Raw genomic sequence first — 25,261 nt, 5'->3', positions numbered from 1 at the left:
TTCGGCACACCAGAGAGGACACGACCATGTCACCCGTGAAACCCCCCACATCACAGGACGGCGCCACCACGTTCTCCCCGGGTTCGCTCAAGTGCGGTGTCTGGGGGGACTGTTTGCAGGGGAGCGGTGTCATCGGCAGCAGCGGGAACGCGGGCGAGGAGGGAGAACCCATCGGCGGTGTGTTCGGCATCAACGTCCACCCCGGCGGTGTGGGGGTTCTGGGGCGGTCCAAGCGCGCCGAAGGAGGCACGGGTGTCGCCGGCATCAGCGCCGCTGGGGTCGGCGTGTCGGGTCTCAGCGAGGGGGACGCTCCCGGGGTGCTCGGCACCGGCACCCGAGGCCCGGGAGTGAAGGGCACGAGCACCAAAGGCCCGGGCGTGACCGGTGAAGGCGCTCCCGCGAGCCCCGGCGTCCTCGGGAGCCCCGGCGTCCTCGGCACCGGAGGTGAGGGGCCCGGAGTGGAGGGCAGAAGCGAGCGGGGCGCGGGTGTGGCCGGGAGCACCTCCGGCTCCGAAGCCGGCGTGTCGGGCACGAACTCCGACGGCCCCGGTGTGTCCGGCGAGAGCACAGGCTCCGGTCCGGGTGTCTCGGGCACCGGTGACACCGGCCCCGGGGTCCGCGGCACCAGCGGCCAGGGCGACGGCGTCACCGGTACCGGCGGAGGACAGGGCGCCGGCGTCGTCGGTAGCGCCACCGACGGCCCCGGACTCTCCGGTACGAGCGAGCGAGGCACGGGCGTCTTCGCCAAGGCCCGCGGCACCGCGTCGGCCGTAGAGGCGAACGCCGACGGCGGACCGGGCGTGGCCGGGACGAGCACCGACGGGCCCGGCGTCACCGGCACCAGTACGAACGGCGACGGCGTCACCGGCCAAGGCGGAGGCCAGGGCGCGGGCGTCACGGGCCACGCGACCGCGGCCGGCCCCGGAGTCACGGGCAGCAGCGCCGAGGGCGTCGGTCTCCGTGGCAGGGGCGGCGGGGCGTCCGCCGGCGTCGAAGGCGTCGGCTCGTCCGGCGCGGGCGTGCTCGGCACGAGTACCCGGGGCGCAGGGGTCTCGGGGAACAGCACGCAGGCGGCCGGGGTGGCCGGGACCAGTGAGAAGGGCGTGGGCGTCACGGGGAAAGGCGGCGGTGCCCACCCCGGCGTCGAGGGAACCGGCGCCTCGGGTCCGGGCGTGTCCGGCAGCAGCACGGCGGGCCCCGGGATCTCCGGAACCGGCGGCGGTACCCACCCCGGGGTCCTCGGCACCTGCGATGGCGGCGCCGGCCTCTCGGGTGTCAGCACCAGCGGCGCCGGCGTCCTCGCCAAGAGCACGAGCGGTGCGGGCGTCTCCGCGTCGAGCACCCAGGGCGTCGGCGTCTCGGGCACCAGCCAGAAGAGCGTGGGAGTCTCCGGACAGGGCGGCGGCGCGCATCCCGGTGTGAAGGGCACCGGAGGCGACGGGCCAGGTGTGTCGGGCAGCAGTACGGACAACCACGGGGTGCGGGGCACGGGTGGTCGCACCAACGCGGGCGTCCTGGGCACGTGCACCTTGGGTACAGGCGTCAAAGGCACCAGCGACCAGTCGTACGGAGTGGAAGCCCGCGGCGCCACCGGCCTGTACGCGAAGGGCACGGAGAAGGCGGCACTCCTGGACGGCGACGTCGTCATCACCGGGACGGTGTCCGACAGCGTGAACGTCATCAGGATCGACCACCCGATCGAGCCGGATGACCGCTTCCTGATCCACGCGGCCGTCGAGTCCCCGGAGCTGAAGAACGTCTACGACGGCACGGCCGTCCTCGACGAGGAGGGCCGTGCCACGGTCGAGCTGCCCGCGTGGTTCGAGTCGCTGAACGAGTCCTTCCGCTACCAACTCACCGCTGTCGGCGCCCCGGCGCCCGAACTGCACGTCAGCCGACCGCTCGCCGACCACTCCTTCGCCATCGCGGGGGGCGGGCCGGGCCTGGAGGTCTGCTGGCAGGTGACCGGCGTCCGCTGCGACAACTGGGCCAGGGCGCACCCGCTGACCGTCGACGAGGAGAAGCCCGCGGAGGACAAAGGCTTCTTCGTGCACCCCGAACTGATCGGCCACCCGGCGGACCGTTCCCTCTCCGCCCGCCGCTACAACCGGGCTGCGTAGCCGGACGCCGGACCGCGCCGCCAGCTTGATCTCTCGAAGCGGATCGCGTACCTCGGGATCATCCGGACGATTCAGCGTCGAGCCAGGATGGGAGGAGGGCACTTCGCGCTGTCGTGGTCCCCACCGTCCGGCACTCGGCGCAGGTCCCGGTGAGTTCCAGGGTGTGCTCGACGTCCGCGAACCCGGTCGACCGTACGACGGCGGCGACCCAGTCCTCGACGACATCCGTGTCCAAGGGCTCATGACGGCGGCAGCGTCGGCACAGGAGGTAGTGACGGTGCCCGGTCTCGGGGCGGCGGTACCGGTAGAGCCTCTCGCCGACGTCGTCGCGCACGACGTCGGCGGCGCCGGACCGCTCCAGGGCCTGGAGTGCGCGGTACACGGTGGTGAGACCGACGTGGATGCCCGACTCGCCCATCGCCCCGTGGAGTTCCTGGGCCGAGACGAACTCGGCGCGATCGGCCAGCGCCTTCTCCACAGCGGCGCGCTGACGGGTCATGCGCCTGTTCGTCCCCACTGGTGTGACGGTCACGATCGCCCCCCCTGCCGAAGGCTGTTCCGGTTCGTCGTGGCCCGGGTCTCACGGACGTGCTCCGTGGGACCCGGGCCGTGCGGACCACCGCGTGCCGTGCCCGCGGCGCGCGGCGGACTTCCGATCAGTTCCCGGCGGAGGCCGGGGAGCGGGCCGCGACGCGGGCGAGGACGAGGGCCACGACGGTCAGTCCGCCGAGTGCCGCCGCCGTGCCGGCGAAGCCGCCGAGAGCCAGACCCACGCCGCCCAGCCCGGCGCCGAGGAAGACACCGAAGCTCATCCCGGCGGCGTTGACACTCAGCGCCGTGCCCCGCAGGGAGCCGCAGCGCCGTACCAGCAGGGTGGTGACACAGGCCGCGACCGTCGCGTGTCCGGCGCCGACGAGCGCCGTGAGGGGCAGGGCCAGCCAGAGCGTGTGGGTGAAGAAGACACCGACGAGCGCGGCCAGTGCCACGAGCAGCGCGAGTGTCATCAGGCGTTCCGCCGGGATCCTCGCCTTGTCGGCGCTCAGCAGCCGTCCCGCGAGCAGGTTACCGAGGAAGAAAGCGGTACCACTGAGTGTCCACACGATCGCGAAGGGCTCGGGCGCGAGCCCGAACCGCTCGTCGTAGAAGGCGGCGAGGTAGGCGAGGTAGCCCATGAACGCGGCCGTCCGCAGCATGGCGACCAGGATGAGCGGAACCACGCCCGGCAGGGCGCCCAGCAGCCGGAACGACTCCAGGTAGCCGGGCCGCTTCGCCTTCTCGGCGGCCTCGGCGCCGGTCCCCCGGCGGCCGCGCAGGAGGAAGTACAGGGCGAGGACGGCGCAGAGCGCGGAGATCGCCCACAGGTCGCCGCGCCAGCCCCACACCAGGGCGGGCAGTGCCACGAGCGGTGCGGCGAGGAGCGCGGTCAGCGATTGCGTGGCGGTGATGAGGGTGGCGGCACGGCCCGCCGCGGCGTCGTTGTCGAACCGGTCGGCCGCGGCGGCGGTCAGCGCGGGGTTGAGTACGGCCGTGCCGGCGCCGACCAGCAGGCAGAACACGGCCAGGAGCAGGAACTCGCCGCTCGCGCCGAGCGCCGCCGAGACCGCGAGCACGGCCAGTCCAGCCGCGGCCGCCCACTCCCGGCGTACGCGGTCGATCAGCGGCGCGAGCGCGGTGCCCACGGCGAGGGCAGCCAGGCCGCCGAGGCCGCGCAGCTGGCCCAGGGCCGCGACGCCGCCGCCGGAGGCGGCGGCCATGGGGACGAGGAAGGTGCTGTAGATGGTGAAGGGGACCAGGCCGACGGCGGAGGCCAGCATGAAGGGCCAGAGGCGGCGGGTCATCGCCAGGTCGCCGGGTACGGCCCCGGCGCCGGAGCTCGCCTCCCTGCCGCTCGCGGTCTCCAGCTGTGTTCCGACGGCCCGCACGGCCGCCCCCGGGTCTTTGGTCTCGCTGCTCATGCCCGCCCCGCCCGGTACCGGTACAGCGCGGTCTCGTCGGCGCTGAACTGGGAGAAGGGGAACGGCTCGGCGGACAGCGCGGTCACGCCGGCATCGCCGAGGAAGGCCCGCGCGACGGCGCTCCCGGTCTGTGCGTACACCACCAGCGGGAGCTCCCGCTTGCGGCAGTGCTCCAGGATCCGGTCGAAGCTGCCGTTGCTGAGGGTCATGCCGGTCGCGACGACCGCGTCGGCCTCGGCCAGCACCTCCGTCATGTCGTCGGTGACGGGGTCGCCCCAGTTGGTCGTGCGCAGGTTGAGGTCGCAGGGCAGCGGGACGCCGCCCTGCTCGCGTATCGCCGCGACCAGCGGGTTGACGACGCCGATCAGGGCGACCTTCGCGCCGGGGGCGATGTCGAGGAGCCCGGCGACGGCCGCGTCCCTGGCCTCCGCCCGTACCTCCGGCGTGCCGGTCGGCAGGGTGACCGTCTCGGCTTCCGCCGCGTCGCGGTGCGGGCGCACGCGGCCGAGGTAGGCGTCGAGCGCCGCGACGCGCACGGGCGCGGACTCGTGGCGGATCAACGTGTCGAGGGTGTGGCCCGAGGCGTCGGCGCAGAAGTCGGGGGCGAGTTCGCCGGCTTCGAAGGAGCAGGCGCCGAAGGCGTCGCCGGAGCGAAGCAGCAGATAGTGGTTGCGGTACGTGACCTGGCTGCCGGCCAGGCGCGTGGTGTGGTGGAGCCAGAAGGCACTGGTGACGGCCAGCTCGCTGGGGAGCGGCCCGAAGGCGCCTTGGAGGACGGCCTGCTGGAGTTCCGGTACGGACTGCGGCTGGACTGGAGACATGGCGGTTCTTTCTCGGGGGGTACGGGCACGGGGTGTGCCGCACGGGGTTCGGTACGGAGAGGAAAGGAGGGTCAGGGCAGGTCGGTCAGGGCAGGTCGGTCAGGCGCTCGGGGCGGTAGGGCAGGCCGGCGAGTTCGGGACGGTCGGCCGGCTGGAAGCACAGCAGCAGCGAACGCCGGTCGTGGGCGGTGCGGTTGGGGCCGGAGCGGTGCACGACGAGCCCGGGGAACATCAGCACCGATCCGGCCGGGGCCTCGACGGTCACGGCGCCTCGCACGTCGGTACGTTCGGCGTCGACCAGCAGGCCGGTGGGCTCGGCCCGGTCCCGGGGCGCCGGCCCGGCCCGATGGCTGCCCGGCACGATCACGAGGGCGCCGTTGTCGGCCGTGACGTCGTCGAGGAAGACCATCGCGGTGGCCACGTCCCGGGCGTCGGGTCCGGCGCAGCAGTACCAGTACGGATAGTCCTGGTGCCAGCGGAACTCGGAACCCACGCCCGCACGCTTGAAGTTGAGCTTGCACGTGAACCTGCCCAGACGCTCGGCGCCGACGATCCGGCGCATGGGAGCGGTGATCCGGTCGTCGGTCCAGAGGGCGTCGAGGGCCGGGTCCAGGTGGGTGACGGGCGACAGGCTGCGCACGGCGGGCGGACGGGCCTCCGGCTCCCAGTGGACGGTGGTCCCGTCCACCTTCTCCAGCCGGTGCCCGTCCGGCCATACGGCGACGTCGGCCTTCCCGTCCCGTGCCTTGTCCGTCACGCGGGAGAGCACCGACTCCGCCGCCTCTCCCAGGGCCGCTGTCTCGGCCGGCCCGAGGAGCCGCGGCAGGAGGACGAAACCGCGGTCGAGCTGCCCGTCGAGGGAACCGAGGGAACCGAGGGGATCGAGGGACACGGAGGCACCTTCCGGTCGGGCACGGGTGGTACGGACAGAGGGGCGGCGGCGGCCCGCCCCGCGACGGTCGCTAAGCCGTCTCGGCCACCAGGACCGGAGCGCCGCGCAGCAGCGCGCTGTCGGCCGGCGGCCAGTCCATCGCGGACCACGGGTGCCGGAGCTCGTCCTGCGCCGTGACCTCATGGGGCCGCATCGATCCGAGGCCGACGGCGTCGGCGTGGTTGGCGTAGGCGCTGTCGACGTAGCGGTGCCCGGTGTCGGCGGCCAGGAAGACGTACGTACGGTCGGCGTCGCGCTCCCGCTCCCAGAGCGTGGCCAGGTACGCGGCTCCCGCCGACAGGCCGGCGAAGATGCCGCTCGCCCGCAGGAGTTCGACGGCGCCCGACATGGCGTAGTCGAAGTTCACCCAGTGGATCCGGTCGTACAGGTCGTGCCGGACGTTCTGGAAGGGGATGGAGCTGCCGATCCCGGCGATGATCATGTCCGGGTCCAGGACGTGCTCGGCACCGAAGGTGACGCTGCCGAACGGCTGCACCCCGACGAGCGTCACGTCCCGGCCCGCCTCGCGCAGGTAGCCGGCGATGGCGCCGGTGGACGCGCCGGTGCCGACGCCGCCGACGAGCGACAGGGGCCCTTCGGGCACCTCTTTGCGGATGAGGTCGGCGACGTCGCGGTAGCCGAGGTAGTGGATGGCGTCGTGGTACTGCCGCATCCAGTGGTAGTGCGGGTTCTCGCGCAGCAGTTCGCCGATCCGCTGGACGCGGAGGTTCTGGTCCAGGCGGAGGTTCTTGGACGGCCGGACCTGTTCCAGGGTCGCACCGAGGATCTCCAGCTGGACGCGCAGGGTGCGGTCCACCGTGGTGGAGCCGACGATGTGGCAGTTCAGGCCGTACCGGTGGCAGGCCAGGGCGAGCGCGTGGGCGTAGATGCCGCTGGAGCTGTCCACGAGGGTGTCACCCGGCTTGATCTGCCCGGTCTCCAGCAGGTGGCGTACGGCCCCGAGGGCCGAGTACAGCTTCATCGTCTCGAAGCGCAGACAGATCGCGCCCGGCGGGACGGTCACCACGTCCGGTTCCTTGACCGCCTCGGCTATGTGCTCGTGCATGTCCTTGTCCTCCCGGTCAGACGGCGTCGCGGCGGATGAGCTTGAACAGGTACGCCTGGCAGTTGTCGCCCTCCCAGGTCTGGCGGTGCAGCACGACGGGACGGAATCCCGCGTCGATGCCGTGGCCGACGATCCGCTTGAGTTCGGCGGTGTTGGAAACGATCAGGTAGATCTCGCCGTCCGGTGCGAGCAGGTCGCGGGTGACGATCTGGTCGAAGAAGCGCAGGACGATCTCGGCGCCCACGCAGACGTTGCGCACCACGGTGGGGTCGTCGCTCGTCCGCGTACTGACGGCCGGCGGGTTGAAGGTGATGACGTCGAGCCGGGCGGAGTCCGGGAACTCCTCGAAGAGGTTCGACACCAGCGGCCGGAACACGGTCTCCGGCCGGTCCCCGACGAGGCGCGCGTAGTGCCCGGCCGCCGTGGCCACGCTGTCCGGGTGGACGTCGGCCGCGTAGATCTCCCGCGCCCCGAGCGTGCCGGCGATCACGGCTTCGACGCCGAGGCCGACGCCCATCGCCGCGTACGACCTGCCCTTGACGGGGATCGTGCCGTCGAGGAGGCGGTCGTGGACGAGCCGGCTGGTGTCGCCCGGCTTGAAGACGCCCGGGGGCAGCGTGAAGGTCCAGCCGTTGTAGTCGTACGTCCGCTCGGTGTGTATCTCGGACTTGGAGCCGCTGTTGATGGCGAGGATCTCCTCGCGGGGCAGTGTGTCGGGCAGCGAGTCCAGCAGGGCGCGGACGTCGTCCTGGGGCGCCGTCGCGTCGGCCGCGGTCCGGTCGGTCATGGGTCCTCCATGGTCGGATGGGGATGGGAAGCCGGTGGATTCAGGGACCGGACGGGGCGGGGGCGGTCAGGTCCGTGGCCGCCCGGTCCGTACCGAGGTCCATGGCGCTGACGAGCCGCCGGGTGAGCGTGGCCCGGGGCGCGCACAGCACCTCGTCGGGTGTGCCGGTCTCGACGACGTGCCCGTTGTCGATGACGACGACGTGGTGGGCGACGGCGGCGAGGAGTTCGAGGTCGTGGCTGACCCAGAGCAGCGCGGTGCCGTACTCCTCGCGCAGCCGGGCGAGTTCGGCCAGGACGGCTTCGGTGGCGTTCGGGTCCAGGGCCGTGGTGATCTCGTCGCAGATCAGCACATCGGGCTTGGCGATGACCGCCCGTGCCAGGGCCGCGCGTTGCAGCTCACCGCCGGACAGACCGCCGGGCCGCCGGGCGGCGGTCGCCTCGTCGAGCCCGAGCCGGTGCAGCAGCCGTAGGGCCTCGGCGCGCGCGTCGCCGACGGCGAGGCCGCGGAGCCGTACAGCGGTGCGGGCCACCTGCTCGACGATCGCGTGCCGCTCGTCGAAGGAGCCGCGCACCTCCTGCCACACGTACTGCACGCGCCGCTTCTGCTCCCGGGTGCGCCGCCGCAGCACGGGCAGGTCTTCACCGTCCAGGAGCACCTGGCCCCGGCGGCGTTCGTGGAGGCCGGCGACGCAGCGCGCCAGGGTCGTCTTGCCGCTGCCGGACAGTCCCGCGACGCCGACGCAGGCCCCGGCCGGCAGGGTCAGGTCGACCCCGTGCAGCACGGGGCCGCGGCCACGGCTGTGCAGATGCGCGGAGAGCCCGCGCACCTCGAGGACGGGCGGCCGGTCGGGATCGGTGGGGCTGTGGCGTACGGCGTCCGGCCGGGGCCGGTCGGGCAGGGTCCCGGCGGGAGTCCCCGAGGCCGTCACCCGGCCGCGGCTCATCACGACCACGTGGTCGGCGAGCGCCCGCACCAGGTCATGGTCGTGGCTGAGGAGCAGGATTCCGAGGCCCCGCCGGGTGAGCGCGGCCAGTTCGTCCGCGAGGCGCATGCGGGCCACGGTGTCCAGACCGGTGCTCGGTTCGTCGAGGACGAGGACCCGCGGCCGGCACACCAGGGTCTGGGCCAGCGCGACGCGCTGGCGCTGGCCGCCGGAGAACTGGTGGGGGAAGCGCCGTTCGACGTCCCGCCCCGGGGGGAGCTGGGCGACCTCCAGCGATTCCGTCACCGCGTCCGGCGGCGCGACATCCGGGCGGTGCAGCCGGGCCAGCTCGGCGAGGACCGCACCGGTGCGGCGGGCCGGGTTCAGAGCGCTGCCGGGGTGCTGGGGCATATAGGCGACGACCCGCCCGAGCACCGAGGCGGCCTCCGGGGTCGGCCCCTGGTCGGCCACGACGGTGAGGCCCCCGACGGCGACGTGGCCGTGAACCCGTACGCCCGCTCCCGCCTCGCCGAGGAGCGCCAGAGCGGCGGTCGTCTTGCCGCTGCCGGACGGGCCGACGAGCGCGGTGACGCGCCCCTCGTACAGGTCGAAGTCGACCGAGTCGAGGAGCACCGCCTCCCCGGCGTGTGCGGTCAGCCCGCGGACGGTGACGAACGACGCGGTCATCGGGCGGCCTCCTGGGTACGGCGTCGGGAACGGGCGAGCAGACGGTCGGCGAACAGGTTGAGCCCGACCGTGAACATGACGAGCATCAGGGCGGGCGCCAGCACGGCCCATGGCTGGAGCAGCAGCCCTTCCCGGCCGCGCGCGATGCTCACGGCCCAGTCGGGCGCCGTCGGACTCAGGCCGAGCCCCAGGAAGTTCGCCGAACCGACCAGGAAGACCGTGAGGGTGACGCGGGTGCCGATGTCGGCGGCGACCGGGGCGAGCACCGAGCGCGCCACGAGACCGGCCTGGATACGGCCCCAGGACTCGCCCTGCAGCCGCAGCGCCTCGGCCACCGGACTGCTCGCCGCGTCCAGCGCGGCGGCCCGTACCAGCCGGGCCACCGGCGGGACGTTCACCGCGGCGACCGCGAGCGCGATGGCGGCCGGCGAGCCGCGCCAGCCCACCGCGACCACGCTGATCACCAGCAGCGTGGGCAGCGGAAGCAGCACGTCGAGGGGCCGGATGAGCAGTTCGTCCAGCCACCGCCGGCGCGCCGACGCCGCGATCAGGCCGACCAGCCCGCCCAGCAGGTAGGCGAGGGCGACCGCGCCCAGGGCCATGCCCAGCGCGCTGCGCCCGCCGTGGAGCAGCAGGGCCAGCACGTCCCGGCCGAGGGCGTCCGTGCCGAGGAGGTGCTCGCCGCCGCGCGCGGCGTACGGGGCGGCGAGACCCGCGGCGGGGACCTCGGCGAACAGCGGCCCCAGCACGGCCACGCCCAGGGGCAGGGCGACGAGGACGGCGCCGACCGGAGCCCGCAGGACGCCGGCGGCCGCCGACCCTTTCGGCGTCGACCGTTTGAGCGGCTTCACCGGAGGACCTCCGTCCGTGGTACGAGGCGATGGCACAGCAGGTCCGCCGCGAGGCTGAACAGCAGCGCCGCGGCCGCGACCACCAGGGCGAGGCCCTGCACGGTGGGCACGTCCCGCGCCTCGACCGCCCGTACGAGGGCGGTGGCCACGCCGGGCACGGCGAAGACCGCCTCGACGATCAGGACACCGCCGACGAGGTTGTCGCCCACGCGTGCCAGTTCCTGGACGCCGGGGACCGCCGCGTTGGGCAGGACATGGCGCAGCAGCAGCGTCCGGCGCGGCACGCCCAGGCGCCGGGCCTGAACGACGTAACCGGCGCCGAGCACCGACACCACGCCCGCCCGCACCTGCCGGGAGAGCAGGCAGATCATGCGGGCCGCCACCACCGTGACGGGCAGGACCAGCAGCGCGGGTTCGGCGAGCAGATCGGCCGTCTCGACGCCCACCCAGGTGGCGGGCAGCAGGCCGAGCTTGAGGGAGAGCCCGGCGACGAGCAGCAGCGCGAGCACGAAGTCCGGTACGGCGTTCAGCGCGAGGGTGACCGAGGTGACCGCCCGGTCCAGGCGGCCGCCCTCCCGCAGCCCGGACACGACGCCGAGCAGCAGGGCGAGCGGCAGGACGACGGCGAGCGTCACCGCGCCCAGCACCAGGGTGGTGCCGACCGTGTCGGCGAGGATGCCGGTCACCGGCCCGCCGCTGACCAGGGACGTGCCGAGGTCGCCGGTGAGCAGCCCGGCCGCCCAGTCGGTGAACCGTTCCACCGCCGGCCGGTCCAGGCCGAGTTGCTCGCGCAGCGCGGCCACCTGGGCGTCGGTGGCGTCCTCGTTGTTGCGGACATCGGCGGCGTCGCCCGGCAGGAGGGCGGTCAGGACGAAGACCAGCACCGCGAGCAGCGCCAGCTGGGCGACGCCGAGGGTGAGCCGCTGGAGGGCGTACCCGCGCATCGTCAGGCCAGCCACACCTTGTCGAAGCGGGCCGAGTGCATGGTGTTCGGCGGAGCCGCCGCCATGCCGCGGACCCGGGAGGAGACACCGTTCAGCCAGTCCGGGTGGCCCCAGACGAGCAGCCCGCCCTCGTCGTGGACGGTGCGCTGCAACTGGCCGTACAGCTTGGTGCGTTCGGCTTCGTCGGTGGTGGACTGCGCCTTGGCGAAGGTCGCGTCGAAGCCCTTGCGGCGCCAGGCGGAGGCGTTGAACGAGGAGGTGCTGAGCAGCCGGTCGTTGATGTAGTTGGGGATGGTCATCGCACCGGAGCGGTGGCTGCCCATGACGCCCTTGGTGAGCTGGTCCTTGAAGTACGTCTCCGAGGAGCCGGTGGTGACCTTGATACGCAGTCCGGCGTCGGCGGCCTGCTCGGCGAAGAGGGTCGCGGCCTCCACGAAGCCGTTGGCGACGGAGGAGGTGTAGATGGACAGCGTCTTGTTGAGCACGCCGGCCTTCTTCAGCAGGGCGCGCGCCTCCTCGACGTCACGCGTACGCTGCGGGATGTCCTCGGGGTAGTACTGGTAGCCCTTGCCGAACATGTCGTTGCCGACCACGCCCTGCCCGGCGAGCACGACCTCGACGAGCTTCTCGCGGTCGGCGAGCAGCTTGAAGGCCCGGGTGACGTCGGGGTTGTCGAAGGGCTCCTGGTCGCACTTCATGACGATGGCGTGAGCGGTGCTGCCCTTGGCGGCGAGGATCCGCACCGCCTTGTCGGCCTGGACAGTCCGGGCGAAGGTCGGGGTCATCTCGTAGCCGAACTCCGCTTCCCCGGCCCGCAGGGCGTTGCCGCGGGCGTCGGCGTCGGCGGACAGGATCCGCAGCTCGTCGACGTACGCGCCGCCGTCCCAGTGGTCGTCGAAGCGCTCGGCGACGAAGGACCGGCCCGCCTGGAAGGACTTCAGCCGGAACGCGCCGGTGCCCACAGGCTTGGCCGGGTCGGCGTACCGCGAGCTGACGACGGCCGTGCCGAGCGTGCCGAGGAGGGCCGGGAACTCGGCGCTGGGCCGCTTCAGCGCGACCTCGACGACGTTCTTGCCCACGGCGCGGCTCTTCTTGAGGTCGATGACGGAGAGCAGGCTCTGCGCGAAGTGGGTGGTCGCCTTCGGGTCGAGGATGCGGGCGAAGGTGAAGAGGACGTCCTCGGGCGCGAGGGGCTTGCCGTCGTGGAACCGCGCGTCGCGGAGGGTGAACCGCCATACGGTGGCGTCGGCGTTGGCCTCCCACTTCTCCGCGAGGCGCGGCACGGGTGCCATGCCGGCGTCGAGCTCCACCAGCCGGTCGAACAGAGCCTTGGTCCGCGCCATGTCGATGGCCAGGGCCTCGGCGTGCGGGTCGATGGTCTCCTGCTCGGCGCCGCCGGTGAACAGGGCCCGGAACTGCCCGCCGCGCCGCGGCTCGCCCTTGCCTCCGCCGGCGGACCCCTCCCCGGTGCCCGCGCCACCACCGCCACCGCAGGCGGTCAGGGCCAGGCCACCCGCGGCGGCGCCGGACAGGGCGAGGAACTCTCGACGGTTACGGAAGATCGACATGCTGCTCCCAGGGACTCACGTGGCGGACCCCGCCCCACGGCCGCAGGACGGCACGGAGGGGGGCGGGGCGGTGAGCAGCCTGCCGTATATGAAAATGATTGTCAATGTTGTCTGATGGTCGGTCACGCGCTGACCCGCCATGCGCTTCGCGCTTAGGGGGAGCGCGCACCGCCCGATCTGTGCTCGACGCCCTCCGCGGGATTCCGCCCGAGCACCCAGAGGCCCCCGTCGATCACGGGGGCCTCTACGCGCGAGCCGGGCTACGGGCCGGGCGTTGTCATCGTTGAGCTGTACAGGACTGTTCGGCGCCGGCGCCGGCACGGGCGCGGCAGCGGCTCTGGCGGCCGCCGCCGAGCGGCCTGAACACTCTGTGGGGCCCGTGCGGAGGGCCTCGTCCGCGCCCTGAGCCGCCCGGCGCTGGTCGGCACCCGCCAGGCTCTCGCCGGCCTCATCGGCTCCCGGAGTCGGAGTCCGTTTCCGAGGGGTTCTCGGATGGGTTCTCGGCTTCGTCCTCGGAGGCCTCGACACCGGCCAGGGGCTCCCCGCTGCCGGTGCCCGCCTGGTGGTAACCCTCGCGGGCGCTTGCCGTGCCGGGTACGACGCGCTCCTGAGCCTGGCTCTCCGAGCCGGAGTGGGATCCCGGTTCCTCGCTGCTCCGGGCGTGCTCGTACTCGTTCTGCCGTGCGGCGTCCGGTGTGCGCTCGGTCATCTCGCTGTCCTTCTGTCTCGATGATCCCTCGCGGCGACTGCCCGCGAGAGGCATGGCGAAACAGCCCTGAGCGCCAAGCCGGCGGCACCTGTCCCGCTGGTGCCACCGGCCCTGCGAAGGCGGAGGTGCCGGCACTCTCAGGAAGACTCTTTGCCCCGTCCGCTCATCGCGTCACGCAGGCGGTCGACGAGCCCGACCCCGGGGGCCAGAAGCTTGTTGGCAGGCGGCTTGTCGGGGGCGGAGGGGTGCGGACGCGTGGGGGCCGTCTTCTTGGCCTGGCGCACCTTGTCGCCGAGCTTCTCCAGCATTTCCGTGGAACACGCTTGCCTCAGGCGAGGGAACAGATTGTTCTCCTCGTCGTTCACGTGGCTGCGGATCTCCGTCATCAGCTGCATGATGAGGTCGTCGAACCGGGGATGATCGGCGTCGCATCCCTCGAGTTCCTTCATGATGCGTTCCGCGGCCGCGTGGTCTTCCAGTTCCTTGTCGGCCATGCTGTCGCCGTCCGGAACGTGCTCGCGTACGGCGGGATACAGGTACGCCTCTTCGGCTACCGAATGCCGGACGAGTTCCATGGTGACCTGGTCGGCGTACATCTTTCTGCGGGCGTCACCGGAGGGCATTTCCTCGATGTTCGCGAAAAGCTCCTCGACCTCCTGGTGGTCGGTCATCAATTCCGTGATCACGTCATCGCCGTTTCCCATGGGAAGTGCCCTTCTCTCTGAGGTTGCTGGCCACCCAGTGAAGCGCGCGACGAGCACAGAGCGTGGTTCCGCTCCACTCAGCGTGTCGGCCGCTCTTGCGCCGAAGGGCTGTGACCTGCGCCATTCCTCGTTCGCCTGCAAGGCGATACGATCCCCTTTCTCCTTTTCGCGCTCCCTCATACTCCGAATTGGCCACCCGTGTCGGCAGACTCCTCTCTCTCCTCGCTCATAGCGGCGACGGCCCAGTGGATCATTCACGCCTATCCCTCCGGCCGCGGGGCCTTGCAGCGCAGCCTCGCCGAGGCCCAGGCGCGCCAAGCCGTCACCGTCGCCGCGTGGCTGCGGTACCCCACGGAGCTGGACGCCCAGCTGATGAACCTGACGGGGCCCGGTGGCTCCGCACGGCTCGACTGGATCACGGGTGCGGAGGCGGACGAGGACGCGTGGGACCCGGAGCGGCACGCGTGGCGCACCTGGGTGGACGAGGTCGTCGCGAGCTGGGCCGCCTGCCTGCTCGGCACGCCGGCCTTGGTCACCGCGGCGCTCGCCACTCTCGCCGGGTCGGCGTGGGCGGCGGGCGAAACGGTTGATTTCCGGCGCCTGAGTCATCCGAACCAGAACGACCGGCAAGCGGCCGCGCTGCTGCGACACCCGGACCTCCTCGCGCCTGTGGCCGAGCTCCATCACGCGCAGCTCAAGGACCTCCTGGAAAGCGGCGCGCCCTCCTCGTCCTGACCGCGCCTTCCCCCTCCCGGGGAAGCGGCGCCTCTCACCCGGTACGGGTGCGCATCAGGTCAGGTCGACGGATCCCTGCGGACACACCATCGCAGCCGTCGAAGGCCGGCTGGCCTTCGACACCCGGCCGCCATCGGCAAGGAGGCCATGGACCGGACAGGTGTGTGGACGCGGTGGCGGGGTATCCGGATGCAGCTGCCGAGTGGCAGTGACGTGAAGGGAGTTGAGGTTGTGCTGATGGCTCACCCTGCGGTGCTCAGGAACCTGATCGAAGAGTACGAGACGCTGAGCGCTTTGCGTGCTGAGACGGCCTCCACCCCGGAAGTGCGCCAGAGGTGGGAGGACCTCTCGTACACGCTGTGCGTCGCCACCGGAACCCGTGAGGTGGACAGTGCCGTGGCCGCTGCCCGGCAGCAGCTGACGCAGTCCATGTCGGAGTCGGATGAGGCCGCCCTGACGGCGTGATCCACAGCGCGCCCGAGCCAACACCTGCCGCCTGAACGCCTTCCGAGGTCGGCCGCCTGGCCCTCCGACTGTTCGGAGAGCCAGGCCCCTCCTATGCCAGGTGCAGCCGTGACCTTGGTCAGGTGCGGGTCCAGCGTTGGTTGGTGCCGTTCGAGCAGGAGTAGAGCTGGATCAGGGTGCCGTTGGCGGTGCCGTGGGCGGCGGCGTCAAGGCAGAGGCCGGACTGGACGCCGACGATGGATCCGTCGGGGTTGAGGCGCCACTTCTGGTTGTCGCCGCCCCAGCAGCCGTAGATCTGGACCTTGACGCCGTTGCCGGTGCCGGCGGCGTCCAGGCACTTGTTGCCGTAGACCCTTAGTTCGCCTGCGGCCGTGTGGGTCCACTGCTGGTTGGTGCGGTTGTTGCAGTCCCACAGGTTGACTTGAGTGCCGTCGGTGGTACTGGCGCCGGGCACGTCCAGGCAGCGGCCCGAGCCGACGCCCTTGATCTGTCCAGAACCGGGCGAGGGGGTGGGAGTGGGGGTCGGAGTCGGGGTGGGCGAGGCGGCGTTGAGCGCGTTGAGGACGGAGGTGTAGGCGGGCTTCTTGCTGCCGTCGCCGTTGAACAGCAGCGGCGAGTGCTCCGGTCGCCAGGAGTCGGTGTCGCGTACACCCCAGACGGTGATGCCGAGGCAGCGCGGGACGGCCAGGCAGTCGTTGGTCACGTTGGCGTAGGTCGTGGCCGAGGCGCCCTGGATGTCGAGTTCGGTGATGGCCACATCGACGCCGAGGGCGGCGAAGTTCTGGAGGGTGGTGCGGAAGTTGCTGTGGTACGGGCTGTCGCTGTTGAAGTGTGCCTGGAAGCCGACGCAGTCGATCGGCACGCCGCGCTGCTTGAAGTCTCGGACCATGGCGTACATGGCCTGGGTCTTGGCCCAGGTCCAGTTCTCGACGTTGTAGTCGTTGTAGCAGAGCTTGGCGGCCGGGTCGGCGGCGCGCGCGGTACGGAAGGCGACCTCGATCCAGTCGTTGCCGGTGCGTTGCAGGTTGGAGTCGCGCCGGGCTCCCGAGGTGCCGTCGGCGAAGGCCTCGTTCACGACGTCCCACTGGGCGATCTTGCCCTTGTAGTGGCCCATCACGCCGTTGATGTGGTGGGTCATCGCCTGGCGCAGCGCGCTGCCGCTGAGGTTCTGCATCCAGCCGGGCTGCTGGGAGTGCCAGGCCAGGGTGTGGCCGCGTACCTGCTTGCCGTTCTGCACCGCCCAGTTGTAGACGCGGTCACCCGCGGTGAAGTTGAACTGGCCCTGCTGGGGTTCGGTGGCGTCGATCTTCATCTCGTTCTCGGCCGTCACCGAGTTGAACTCGCGGCCCGCGATCGTCGTGTACGTCGAGTCGTTGAGCCGGCCCGAGGCGATGGCGGTCCCGAAGTAGCGGCCGCTCTGCGCCGCCGCGCCGCCGAGCGTGCTCTCGGCGGCGTGCGAGGCCGGCGGTGCCACCAGCACGGCGGCCGAACCGAGGGCGCCGACGATCAGGGCCGTACACAGGCCGCCGATCTTCCGGCGGACGGTCGTGGGGGGAAGGGCACTTAAGCGCATGACGGAGCCTCCAGTACGAGGACGAGGACGAGGACGGAAATCACGGAAGGACTGGCACTCGGCACCCGGCAAACGGCACCCGGCACCAGGACAGAGGCCGAGACGCGATGACGGTCATGGAACCGGGACGATCTCGACCGGCACGGACAGCACCCGGTCGGCCGCCGGGTGACGTACGGGGCCGTGCAGAGTGAAGGAGCCCTGGAGCGGAAGATCGCCGCTTGACCGTCCGACGGCCACGCCGATCTCCCCGGGCTCCACTCGTCTCCGCAGGTCGACCCCGGTGAAAGAGGTCCGGTCGGCATGGACGGAGAAGGTGATCCGGGCGGCCGCGCCCGGCCGCAGCTCGACCCTGCAGAATCCGGCGAGCCACCGCTGCGGCCGGACGACGGACGCCTCGGGGTCCGAGAGGTACAGCTGGACCACCTCGGTCCCGGCCACCTCGCCGACGTTGCGTACGGTGACCGCGACGGAGACGGCTCCGTCCGTGGCGGCGACGGGATCCACCGCGAGCTCCGAGCAGGTGAAGCTGGTCCAGCTCAGCCCGTGTCCGAAGGGGAACAGCGGGGTCGGGTCGACCGAGCTCCAGTCGGTGTGCCCGCCGAGCCTGGAGTGCAGATAGGTGCCAGGCTCTCCGCCGACCTGGCGGGGGATGGAGACGGGCAGCCGCCCGGTCGGTTCCGCGGCCCCGCTGATGATCCGGGCGAGCGCCGTCCCGCCCTCCTCGCCGGGGAAGAAGGCCTGCACGACGGCGGACGCGCGCTCGGCCAGCGTGCCGAGCGCGTACGGCCGTCCGGAGACGAGGACCAGGACGGTCGGCACCTCGGAGTCCAGGACGGCGGAGGCGAGTGCGGCCTGGTCGCCGGGCAGGTCGAGGGTCTCGGCGTCGCAGCCCTCTCCGGAGGTGCCCCTGCCGAACATGCCGGCCCGGTCCCCGAGCACCAGCACGTTCACGTCCGGATCGTCCGCGGTGACCGTGAACCCGGCAGCGGTGAGCGCCTCGCCGAGCGTCGGTATCTCGAGCCCGAGGTCGCCGGGCGGCGCGACGTGATTGGGGAAGGAGTAGCAGCCGAGGAAGGACTGCGGGTCGTCGGCGTACGGCCCGCTGACCGCGACCCGGCACGGCCGCAGCGGCAGGGTGCCGTCGTTGGCGAGCAGCACGGTGGACCGTTCGGCCAGCAGCCTGGCCAGTGCCCGGTTCTCCGGCGGGTCGAGTTCGACCGGCTCGGGCTTGACGGGTTCCCAGTCGGGGTCGAGCAGGCCGAGCTCGGCCTTCTGCAGCAGGACCCGTTCCGCGGCCCGGTCGATGAGTGCCTCGGGTACGCTTCCCGACCGCACGAGCTCGGTCAGCGGTTCGCCGTAGCAGCGGGCCGTGGGCAGCTCGACGTCGATTCCGGCGGTCAGCGCCAGGGCGCCGGCCGCGCCGCGTGATCCGGTGACGCCGTGCCGGGTCTCCAGGAAGGAGACGGAGTAGTAGTCGGCGACGACGACACCGCTGAAACCGAGCTCACCTCTGAGGAGTTCGGTGAGCAGTCGTTCGTCGGCGGCCACCGGAACGCCGTCCACGTCGGTGTAGCTGTTCATCACCGACCGGGCGCCTCCCTCTCGTAGTGCCCGTACGAAGGGCTCCACCAGTACGTCGGCGAACTCGCGCGGTCCCGAGGCGACGGGGGCCATGTTCCGGCCGGCGCGCGAGGCGGAGTACCCGGCGAAGTGCTTGAGCGTCGCCACGATCCCGGCGCCCTGCAAGCCCTGCACGTAAGCGGTGCCGATCGCTCCGACGAGATAGGGGTCCTCGCCGATGCACTCCTCGGTCCTTCCCCACCGGTAGTCGCGGACCACGTCGAGGACCGGAGCGAGCCCTTGATGGACGCCTACTCGTCGCATCCCCGCGCCGATGGCGCCGGCCATCTGTCGTACGAGCCCGGGATCGAAGGAAGCACCCCAGGCGAGCGGACCGGGGAAGACCGTGGCCCCGAACGTCATGAACCCGGTCAGGCACTCCTCGTGAGCGACCGCCGGGATCCCGAACCGGCCGGATCCGGTCACCTGCCGCTGGAGCGAGGCGAGCCGCTCCATCCCGGCTTCCGCGGTGACCGGCGCGGTTCCGTACACCCGGGTGAGCTGGCCGAGCCCGTGGGCGGCGATGTCGTCGAGGCCGGGCGCGGACTCGCCGGAATCGTCCTCCATCGGCGCGACAGGTGCTCCCGGATTCGAGGGCAACGCCCAGAAGCCGACGAGTTGCCCCGCCTTCTCCTCCAGCGTCATCCGTCTCAGCAGATCGGCGACCCGCACGGACGCGGGCAGGAGGGGGTCACGCCAGGGCTCGGTCAAGGGGTCTCCTAGGGACGAGGCGGGGCGGTGGAGTGCCGGACCTTGAGCTCGGTCGAGAGCTCCATCCGGGGGCTGACCAAGGGCTGGTCCTCCAGAAGCTGGAACAGTGCGCGGGCGGCGAGCCGGCCCATCTCCTCCAGCGGCTGGCGCACCGTCGTCAGCGGAGGTGACAGCCATTGGCACATCGGCAGGTCGTCGAAACCGACCACGCTGAGGTCGCGGGGGATGCTCAGCCCGCCCTGCCGGGCGGCTTCGTAGACGCCCATCGCCTGTTGGTCGCTACCGGCGAAGATGGCGGTCGGCGGCTCGGGGAGAGAGAGCAGTTCCCGGGCGTGCCGGAACCCGCCCTCGTGCTGGAAGTCGCCGAACCGGATCAGGTCGCGGTCCACCTCGATCCCGGCCCGCTCCAGCGCGGCCCGGTACCCGTCGATGCGGGCCTGGCTGCAGAGCATCTCCTTGCGCCCGCCGATCGCGGCGATCCGGCGGTGCCCCATCTCCAGGAGGTGCTCGGTGGCGGCGAGGCCGCCTGCCCAGTTGGTCGCGCCGATGCTCGGCACGTCGTTGCCCGGCAGGTCGATCGGGTCGATGACGACCAGCGCCACCCCGGCCCGTTCGACCTGGGCGCGCTGGGCCTGGGTGACCGAGGCGGTGACGAGGATGACGCCGTCGCTGTGGTGCAGGACCGGCAGTGCGGCCCAGCTCGACGGCGTGGCCTCGCCCGGCGGGACGAGCGACACGACGGTGCCGACGCTTCGCTGGGCGCACTCGGCCTCGACGCCGCGCAGGATCTCCACCGCCCACGCGCTGTCCAGACCGCCGATGATCAGGTCGACCAGGCCCGACCTGCGGGCCCTGCCCTGACGGCCGGGCTGGAGGTAGTTGTGGGACCGCAGCAGGGTCTCGATCCGCTCGCGTGTCGAGGACGCGACATCGGAGCGGCCGTTGATCACCTTGGACACGGTGGCCTGGGAGACCCCCGCCTCCGCGGCGATGACGGCCAGGGTCGGACGCTGCTCGCTCAACTTCACTCCTCTGCGCGGCGCCAGGGACGGCGACAACTACCGCAAACTTTTCGAAGAGTTTCCGGTCGGCGTGACGTGCTTGTCAAGCACAAGTGCCGCTGATTTCAAGGAAATTGCGCGACAGGCCTTGACCGAGAAGCCTCACGTTCCTAGTTTGTGGCAGCACGGAATTCGAGAATGTTACGAAATATTTTCGAGCTCGAATCGGTATTTCCCCACCCCGCGCCACCCCACGCCCACCCCACCCCCACGCCCACGCCCCACGGAGGTCCCATGGCCAGCACCCTCCCGAGTCGACGACGCTTCCTGGCGCTCTCGGGCCTGACCGCCCTGTCCGTCTCGCTGACCGCGGCCTGCGGCGGTGACGACTCCGGCGACCAGTCGGCGGCCGACGGCAAGGTGACCTTCGAGTGGTGGAACATCGCCACGACGGAACCGGGCAAGTCCCTCTTCCCGCAGATCTCCTCGGCGTTCACGGCCGCTCACCCGAACGTCAGGATCGAGACGACCTCGTTGGAGAACGAGGCGTTCAAGTCCAAGCTGACCGCCACCACCGCTTCCGGGAAGCTCCCCGACGTCTTCCAGACCTGGGGCGGCGGCGTGCTGCGGCAGCAGGTCGAGGCGGGCCTTGTCGAGGACCTCACCGAGGCGTTGGGCTGGTCCTCCGAGCTCACCCCAGTGTCGCTGCAGGCCTATCAGATCGAGGGCCGGACCTACGCCGTGCCCTACGACATCGGCATGGTCGGCTTCTGGTACAACAAGAAGCTCTTCGCCAAGGCCGGGATCATCGCGCCGCCGGCCACCTGGGCCGAGCTCCTCGAAGACGTCGAGAAGCTCAAGGCGGCGGGCGTCACTCCGATCGCCCTCGCGGGCAAGGAGAAATGGCCGGGCCACTACTACTGGGCCTACCTCGCGATGCGTGTCGCGGGCCTCCCCGCGCTGCAGCAGGCCGCGACCAGCAAGGACTTCACCGGCGCCGGCTTCGTCCAGGCCGGTACCCACCTCAAGGAGCTGGTCGACCTCCAGCCGTTCCAGGCGGCGTTCCTCGGCGCCGGCTACGGCACCCCGGGCGGTCAGGCCGCGACCATGGGCAACGGCAAGGCCGCCATGGAGCTGATGGGGCAGTGGGCACCGTCGGTGCAGGAGGACGCGGGCGCCGGCCTCGGAGCGGACCTGGGCTTCTTCCCCTTCCCGACGGTCGACGGCGGAGCGGGCCGGGCCACCGAGGTGTTCGGCGGCGGCGGCGGCTTCGCGCTGCGCAAGGGCGCCCCCAAGGAGGCGCTGGACTTCCTGAAGTTCCTCGTTCTGGAGAACGAGTCCAAGCTGCTGGCCTCCAACGGCTACCTGCCGGTGGTCAAGGGCGCGGAGCGCCAGCTCACCGACGCCAACAAGAAGGTCGTGGCCGACAGCTTGGTCAAGGCGACGGGCTTTCAGCTCTTCCTCGACCAGGCCTACCCGCCGGCGGTCGGCCAGGAGGTCAACGACAGCGTCGCCGACCTCATCGCGGGCAAGAAGACGCCCGAGCAGGTCACCCGGTCGATCACCGAGGCTGCGAAGGGTGCCTAGCTCCGTGGCCACCCCGACCCAGGACCCGCCCGAGGGCCCGACCACGGGCAGGGCCGAGGACCCGGCCAAGAACCCGACCCAGGACCCGCCCGCGGGCGGCCCGGCCCACGACCCGGCCGAAGAGCGGGCGGCGGACGCCGCACCCGTACCCGTCGTACCCGTACCCTCGCGCGCCCCGGCCCGGTCGCTCCCGCGCGAGCTGGGCAGTTGGGCGTCGATCACCTGGTTCCTCGTCCCGGCGCTGGTCCTCTTCCTCGTCTTCGTCCTCGCCCCGATCGCCGTCGCCGTCCACACCAGCTTCTTCAAGTGGGGCGGAATCGGCTCCATGGACGACTTCGTCGGCTTGGAGAACTACGCCAGGCTGTTCGCCGATCAGATCTTCCTCGGCGATATGGGGCGCGGGCTGTACCTGATCGTCCTGTCGATCACGGTGCAGCTGCCCTTCGCGCTGTTCACCGCGGTCCTGCTCAACCAGCGGCTGCGCGGCCGGGCCGTCTACCGCATGGTGTTCTTCGCGCCGTACATCCTGTCCGAGGTGGTCACGGCGGTCCTCTTCACCATGATCTTCCTTCCCGGCGACGGCATGGCCGACCATCTCGCCGGTGCCCTCGGCCTGGAGGGACTGCGGGGCACGTGGCTCGCCGACCCCTCGACGGTCATGCCGACCCTGTTCGTGGTCATGACCTGGAAGTACTTCGGCTTCCACATGATGCTCCTCCTCGCCGGGCTGCAGAGCATCCCGCGCGAGGTCCTCGACGCCGCCTCCATCGACGGTGCCGGCGCCTGGCAGCGCTTCCGGTACGTGACGCTGCCGCTGCTCGGCCCGACGATCCGGATCAGCGTCTTCCTCTCCGTCATCGGGGCCATCCAGCTCTTCGACCTCGTCTGGGTCATGACCGCGGGCGGGCCCAACCACTCCTCCGAGACGATGGCGATCTCGATGTTCCAGTTCGGGTTCAAGCGCTACCAGGTCGGCTACGCCAGTGCGATCAGCGTGGTGCTGTTCATGATCAGCCTGGTCTTCTCCCTCTTCTACCAGCGTTACGTGCTCCGCCGTGACCTGAGCGGGGCCGTCACCGTGGGAGGTGGCCGATGAACGCCCGCAGGACGGCACGCGGCCTGTCGACGCACGCCGCGGTGTGGCTGATCGCCGCGTTCGTCGTCGTACCGCTGATCTACGCGGTGATCTCCGGCTTCAAGAGCACCGGCGAGCTGACGACCAATCCGTTCGGGCTGCCGGAGCGCTGGAAGACCGGCAACTACACCGGCATCCTCGGAGACGGAATGTTCTGGCGGCAGATCGCCAACAGCGCGGGCATCGCGATCGGCACGACATTCTGCACGGTGGCGGCCTCCGCGATGGCGGCGTTCGTACTGGCCCGCTACGCCTTCCGCGGCAGGGAGCTGTTCTACACGCTGTTCACGATCGGCCTGATGTTCCCGTTCGCGGTGGCCGTTCTGCCGCTGTTCCTGCTGCTGCGCGACTTCGACCTGCTCGACAACCCGCTCGGAGTGATCCTTCCGCAGGCCGCCTTCGGGCTCCCCATGACGATCATCATTCTGCGCGGTTTCTTCCGGACCATCCCGGCGGAGCTCGAGGAGGCGGCCGTCATGGACGGCTGCGGGAAGTTCCGCTTCTTCTGGAAGATCCTGCTGCCGATGGCGCGGCCGGCGCTCGGCACGGTCTCGGTGCTGGCGATCGTCGCGAGCTGGAACAACTTCTTCCTGCCGCTCCTTGTGTTCAACGACCCGAAGTGGCAGACGATCCCCGTCGGCGTCCAGCAGTTCCAGGGGCAGTACTCGACCGACTACGCACTCGTGCTCGCCTACATCGTGCTCGCCATGGTCCCCGCCCTCGCCTTCTACGCCGTCGCCGAGCGCCAGCTGATCGGCGGCCTCACCGCGGGCGCCACCAAGGGCTGACCCGTCGCGCGTGACCTCCACCCCCGAGGAGACCTGGTGAAACGCCTGTCGGTTCCTCGGGGCCAGCTCACCTCCGTCCTTCAAAGGAGCTCTTCTGATGCGGTTTCGCCCTCCATCCCTCGTTCTGAGTCTCGTACTCGCGGTCCTGTCGTCCTTACTGTTCGGGGCCACTCTCCTCGGTGCCCCGCCCGCCGCCGCGGCGACCGTCGACCCCAACGCCTCCTACGCGCTGGTCAACCGCAACAGCGGTAAGGCCCTGGACGTCCACAATCTGGCGACCAATGACGGCGCGCGCATCACCCAGTGGACCAGGAACGACCAGAACCAGCAGCTGTGGCAGTTCGTCGACGCGGGCGGCGGCTATTACCGCATCGCGTCCCGTCACTCGGGCAAGGTGCTGGACGTCCAGAACGGGTCCACCGCCAACGGCGGCCCGATCGTCCAGTGGACCGACCTGAACGCCACCCACCAGCAGTGGCGGCTTGCCGACAGCCCGGGTGGTTACGTGAGGCTGATCGCGCGCCACAGCAACAAGGCCCTCGAAGTACAGGGCGGCTCCACCGTCGACAACGCGAACATCGTCCAGTACGACGACTGGGGCGGCGCCAACCAGCAGTGGCAGCTCGTCCGGGTCGGCGCCGGCAACCCCGGCACGTGCGAGCTTCCCTCGACGTACCGCTGGACATCGACGGGCGCGCTGGCGCAGCCCAAGCCGGGCTGGGCCTCGCTCAAGGACTTCACCGTCGTCCCCTACAGCGGAAAGCATCTCGTCTACGCGACGACGCACGGTGCCGCGGGAACGGGAACGGGCTGGGGTTCGATGAACTTCGGCCTGTTCACCAACTGGTCGGAGATGGCCTCGGCCGGCCAGAACACGATGTCGAACTCCGTCGTCGCGCCCACGCTCTTCTACTTCGCGCCGAAGAACATCTGGGTGCTCGCCTACCAGTGGGGAGGTGGGAGCGCCTTCTCCTACCGGACGTCGAGCGACCCCACCGACCCGAACGGCTGGTCATCGCAGCAGGTGCTCTTCTCCGGAAGCATCACCGGCTCCACAACAGGACCCATCGACCAGACGCTCATCGCCGACGGCACGAACATGTACCTGTTCTTCGCCGGCGACAACGGCAAGATCTACCGGGCCAGTATGCCGATCGGGAACTTCCCCGGCAGTTTCGGCTCGACCTACACAACGATCATGAGCGATACGACGAACAACCTGTTCGAAGCCCCGCAGGTCTACAAGCTCCAGGGCCAGAACCGCTACCTCATGATCGTCGAGGCGATCGGCTCGCAGGGCCGTTACTTCCGCTCGTTCACGGCCACCAGTCTGAACGGCTCGTGGACACCCCAGGCCGCGACCGAGAGCAACCCCTTCGCCGGCAAGGCCAACAGCGGCGCCACCTGGACCAACGACATCAGCCACGGCGAACTGATCCGCACCACCGCCGATCAGACCTTCACCGTCGATCCCTGCAACCTGCGGTTCCTCTACCAGGGGCGCAGCCCCGACTCCGGCGGCGACTACGGCCTCTGGCCCTATCGGCCGGGACTGCTGACACTGCGTCGCTGACG

General features: G+C 71.1%; 22 protein-coding genes. 7 read left to right on the top strand and 15 right to left on the bottom strand.

Annotated elements, in window-relative coordinates; translation table 11 throughout:
- Window positions 1-35 precede the first annotated feature (35 nt).
- Window positions 36-2,120 (top strand): hypothetical protein, encoded by a 2,085-nt coding sequence (locus ACF06X_RS06215; RefSeq protein WP_392286031.1) that lies wholly within the window; start codon window positions 36-38, stop codon window positions 2,118-2,120.
- A 58-nt stretch (window positions 2,121-2,178) separates the two neighbouring features.
- On the opposite strand, the gene ACF06X_RS06210 is transcribed toward ACF06X_RS06215, so the two are convergent.
- The 12 genes from ACF06X_RS06210 to ACF06X_RS06155 all read right to left on the bottom strand — a co-directional run bounded on the left by ACF06X_RS06210 (window position 2,179) and on the right by ACF06X_RS06155 (window position 14,068).
- Entirely contained in the window at window positions 2,179-2,619 is a 441-nt protein-coding gene (locus ACF06X_RS06210; protein ID WP_392286030.1) for a Fur family transcriptional regulator, read from the bottom strand.
- A 157-nt stretch (window positions 2,620-2,776) separates the two neighbouring features.
- Window positions 2,777-4,075, bottom strand: a complete 1,299-nt coding sequence (locus ACF06X_RS06205) for an MFS transporter (RefSeq protein ID WP_392286029.1) — start codon at window positions 4,073-4,075, stop codon at window positions 2,777-2,779.
- Window positions 4,072-4,896 (bottom strand): Rossmann-like domain-containing protein, encoded by an 825-nt coding sequence (locus ACF06X_RS06200; protein WP_392286028.1) that lies wholly within the window; start codon window positions 4,894-4,896, stop codon window positions 4,072-4,074. The genes ACF06X_RS06205 and ACF06X_RS06200 overlap by 4 nt, the downstream gene beginning before the upstream one ends.
- An 85-nt stretch (window positions 4,897-4,981) precedes the next feature.
- Window positions 4,982-5,788: a phytanoyl-CoA dioxygenase family protein gene (locus tag ACF06X_RS06195; RefSeq protein WP_392286027.1), complete on the bottom strand. Its 807-nt coding sequence runs from the start codon at window positions 5,786-5,788 to the stop codon at window positions 4,982-4,984.
- 70 nt (window positions 5,789-5,858) lie between these two features.
- Window positions 5,859-6,893: a pyridoxal-phosphate dependent enzyme gene (locus tag ACF06X_RS06190; protein WP_392286026.1), complete on the bottom strand. Its 1,035-nt coding sequence runs from the start codon at window positions 6,891-6,893 to the stop codon at window positions 5,859-5,861.
- 16 nt (window positions 6,894-6,909) lie between these two features.
- Window positions 6,910-7,680: a methyltransferase gene (locus tag ACF06X_RS06185; protein ID WP_392286025.1), complete on the bottom strand. Its 771-nt coding sequence runs from the start codon at window positions 7,678-7,680 to the stop codon at window positions 6,910-6,912.
- A gap of 40 nt (window positions 7,681-7,720) precedes the next feature.
- The gene (locus tag ACF06X_RS06180) at window positions 7,721-9,292 is read right to left on the bottom strand and encodes an ABC transporter ATP-binding protein (protein ID WP_392286024.1); all 1,572 of its coding nucleotides are present in this window, start codon (window positions 9,290-9,292) and stop codon (window positions 7,721-7,723) included.
- The gene (locus ACF06X_RS06175) at window positions 9,289-10,143 is read right to left on the bottom strand and encodes an ABC transporter permease (RefSeq protein ID WP_392286023.1); all 855 of its coding nucleotides are present in this window, start codon (window positions 10,141-10,143) and stop codon (window positions 9,289-9,291) included. Before ACF06X_RS06175 ends, ACF06X_RS06180 begins: the two co-directional genes overlap by 4 nt.
- A complete protein-coding gene (locus ACF06X_RS06170) occupies window positions 10,140-11,087 on the bottom strand; it encodes an ABC transporter permease (protein ID WP_392286022.1) in 948 nt (315 codons plus the stop codon). Before ACF06X_RS06170 ends, ACF06X_RS06175 begins: the two co-directional genes overlap by 4 nt.
- A gap of 2 nt (window positions 11,088-11,089) precedes the next feature.
- Complete coding sequence (locus tag ACF06X_RS06165; RefSeq protein WP_392286021.1) at window positions 11,090-12,655, bottom strand: ABC transporter substrate-binding protein; 1,566 nt, start codon at window positions 12,653-12,655, stop codon at window positions 11,090-11,092.
- 448 nt (window positions 12,656-13,103) lie between these two features.
- Entirely contained in the window at window positions 13,104-13,364 is a 261-nt protein-coding gene (locus tag ACF06X_RS06160) for a hypothetical protein (RefSeq protein WP_392286020.1), read from the bottom strand.
- Between the two features lie 137 nt (window positions 13,365-13,501).
- On the bottom strand, window positions 13,502-14,068 hold the full coding sequence (locus ACF06X_RS06155; protein WP_392286019.1) for a hemerythrin domain-containing protein: 567 nt from the start codon (window positions 14,066-14,068) through the stop codon (window positions 13,502-13,504).
- 198 nt (window positions 14,069-14,266) lie between these two features.
- Between ACF06X_RS06155 and ACF06X_RS06150 the strand changes: the two genes are divergently transcribed.
- On the top strand, window positions 14,267-14,803 hold the full coding sequence (locus tag ACF06X_RS06150) for a hypothetical protein (protein WP_392286018.1): 537 nt from the start codon (window positions 14,267-14,269) through the stop codon (window positions 14,801-14,803).
- A gap of 147 nt (window positions 14,804-14,950) precedes the next feature.
- Window positions 14,951-15,268, top strand: coding sequence for a DUF5133 domain-containing protein (locus ACF06X_RS06145; RefSeq protein WP_392286017.1), 318 nt, complete (start codon window positions 14,951-14,953; stop codon window positions 15,266-15,268).
- A 118-nt stretch (window positions 15,269-15,386) separates the two neighbouring features.
- Here ACF06X_RS06145 and ACF06X_RS06140 read toward each other — a convergent pair whose 3' ends face one another.
- The 3 genes from ACF06X_RS06140 to ACF06X_RS06130 form a co-directional block, all read right to left on the bottom strand.
- A complete protein-coding gene (locus ACF06X_RS06140) occupies window positions 15,387-16,841 on the bottom strand; it encodes an endo-1,4-beta-xylanase (protein WP_392286016.1) in 1,455 nt (484 codons plus the stop codon).
- Between the two features lie 114 nt (window positions 16,842-16,955).
- Window positions 16,956-19,175, bottom strand: coding sequence for a glycoside hydrolase family 3 N-terminal domain-containing protein (locus ACF06X_RS06135; RefSeq protein WP_392286015.1), 2,220 nt, complete (start codon window positions 19,173-19,175; stop codon window positions 16,956-16,958).
- Between the two features lie 8 nt (window positions 19,176-19,183).
- Complete coding sequence (locus ACF06X_RS06130) at window positions 19,184-20,197, bottom strand: LacI family DNA-binding transcriptional regulator (protein ID WP_392286014.1); 1,014 nt, start codon at window positions 20,195-20,197, stop codon at window positions 19,184-19,186.
- Window positions 20,198-20,470: 273 nt separating this feature from the next.
- On the opposite strand from ACF06X_RS06130, the gene ACF06X_RS06125 reads away from it, so the two are divergent.
- From ACF06X_RS06125 to ACF06X_RS06110, 4 genes are all read left to right on the top strand, one after another.
- Entirely contained in the window at window positions 20,471-21,763 is a 1,293-nt protein-coding gene (locus ACF06X_RS06125; protein WP_392286013.1) for an extracellular solute-binding protein, read from the top strand.
- A 4-nt stretch (window positions 21,764-21,767) separates the two neighbouring features.
- The gene (locus tag ACF06X_RS06120; RefSeq protein WP_392286012.1) at window positions 21,768-22,859 is read left to right on the top strand and encodes a carbohydrate ABC transporter permease; all 1,092 of its coding nucleotides are present in this window, start codon (window positions 21,768-21,770) and stop codon (window positions 22,857-22,859) included.
- Window positions 22,856-23,686: a carbohydrate ABC transporter permease gene (locus tag ACF06X_RS06115; protein ID WP_392286011.1), complete on the top strand. Its 831-nt coding sequence runs from the start codon at window positions 22,856-22,858 to the stop codon at window positions 23,684-23,686. Before ACF06X_RS06120 ends, ACF06X_RS06115 begins: the two co-directional genes overlap by 4 nt.
- 97 nt (window positions 23,687-23,783) lie before the next feature.
- Window positions 23,784-25,259, top strand: a complete 1,476-nt coding sequence (locus tag ACF06X_RS06110; RefSeq protein WP_392286010.1) for a non-reducing end alpha-L-arabinofuranosidase family hydrolase — start codon at window positions 23,784-23,786, stop codon at window positions 25,257-25,259.
- Window positions 25,260-25,261: the final 2 nt, after the last annotated feature.

It is taken from the genome of Streptomyces sp. NPDC015346, from assembly GCF_043078785.1.
Taxonomy (GTDB): Bacteria; Actinomycetota; Actinomycetes; order Streptomycetales; family Streptomycetaceae; genus Streptomyces.
This window is presented reverse-complemented; position numbering and strand designations above follow the sequence as displayed.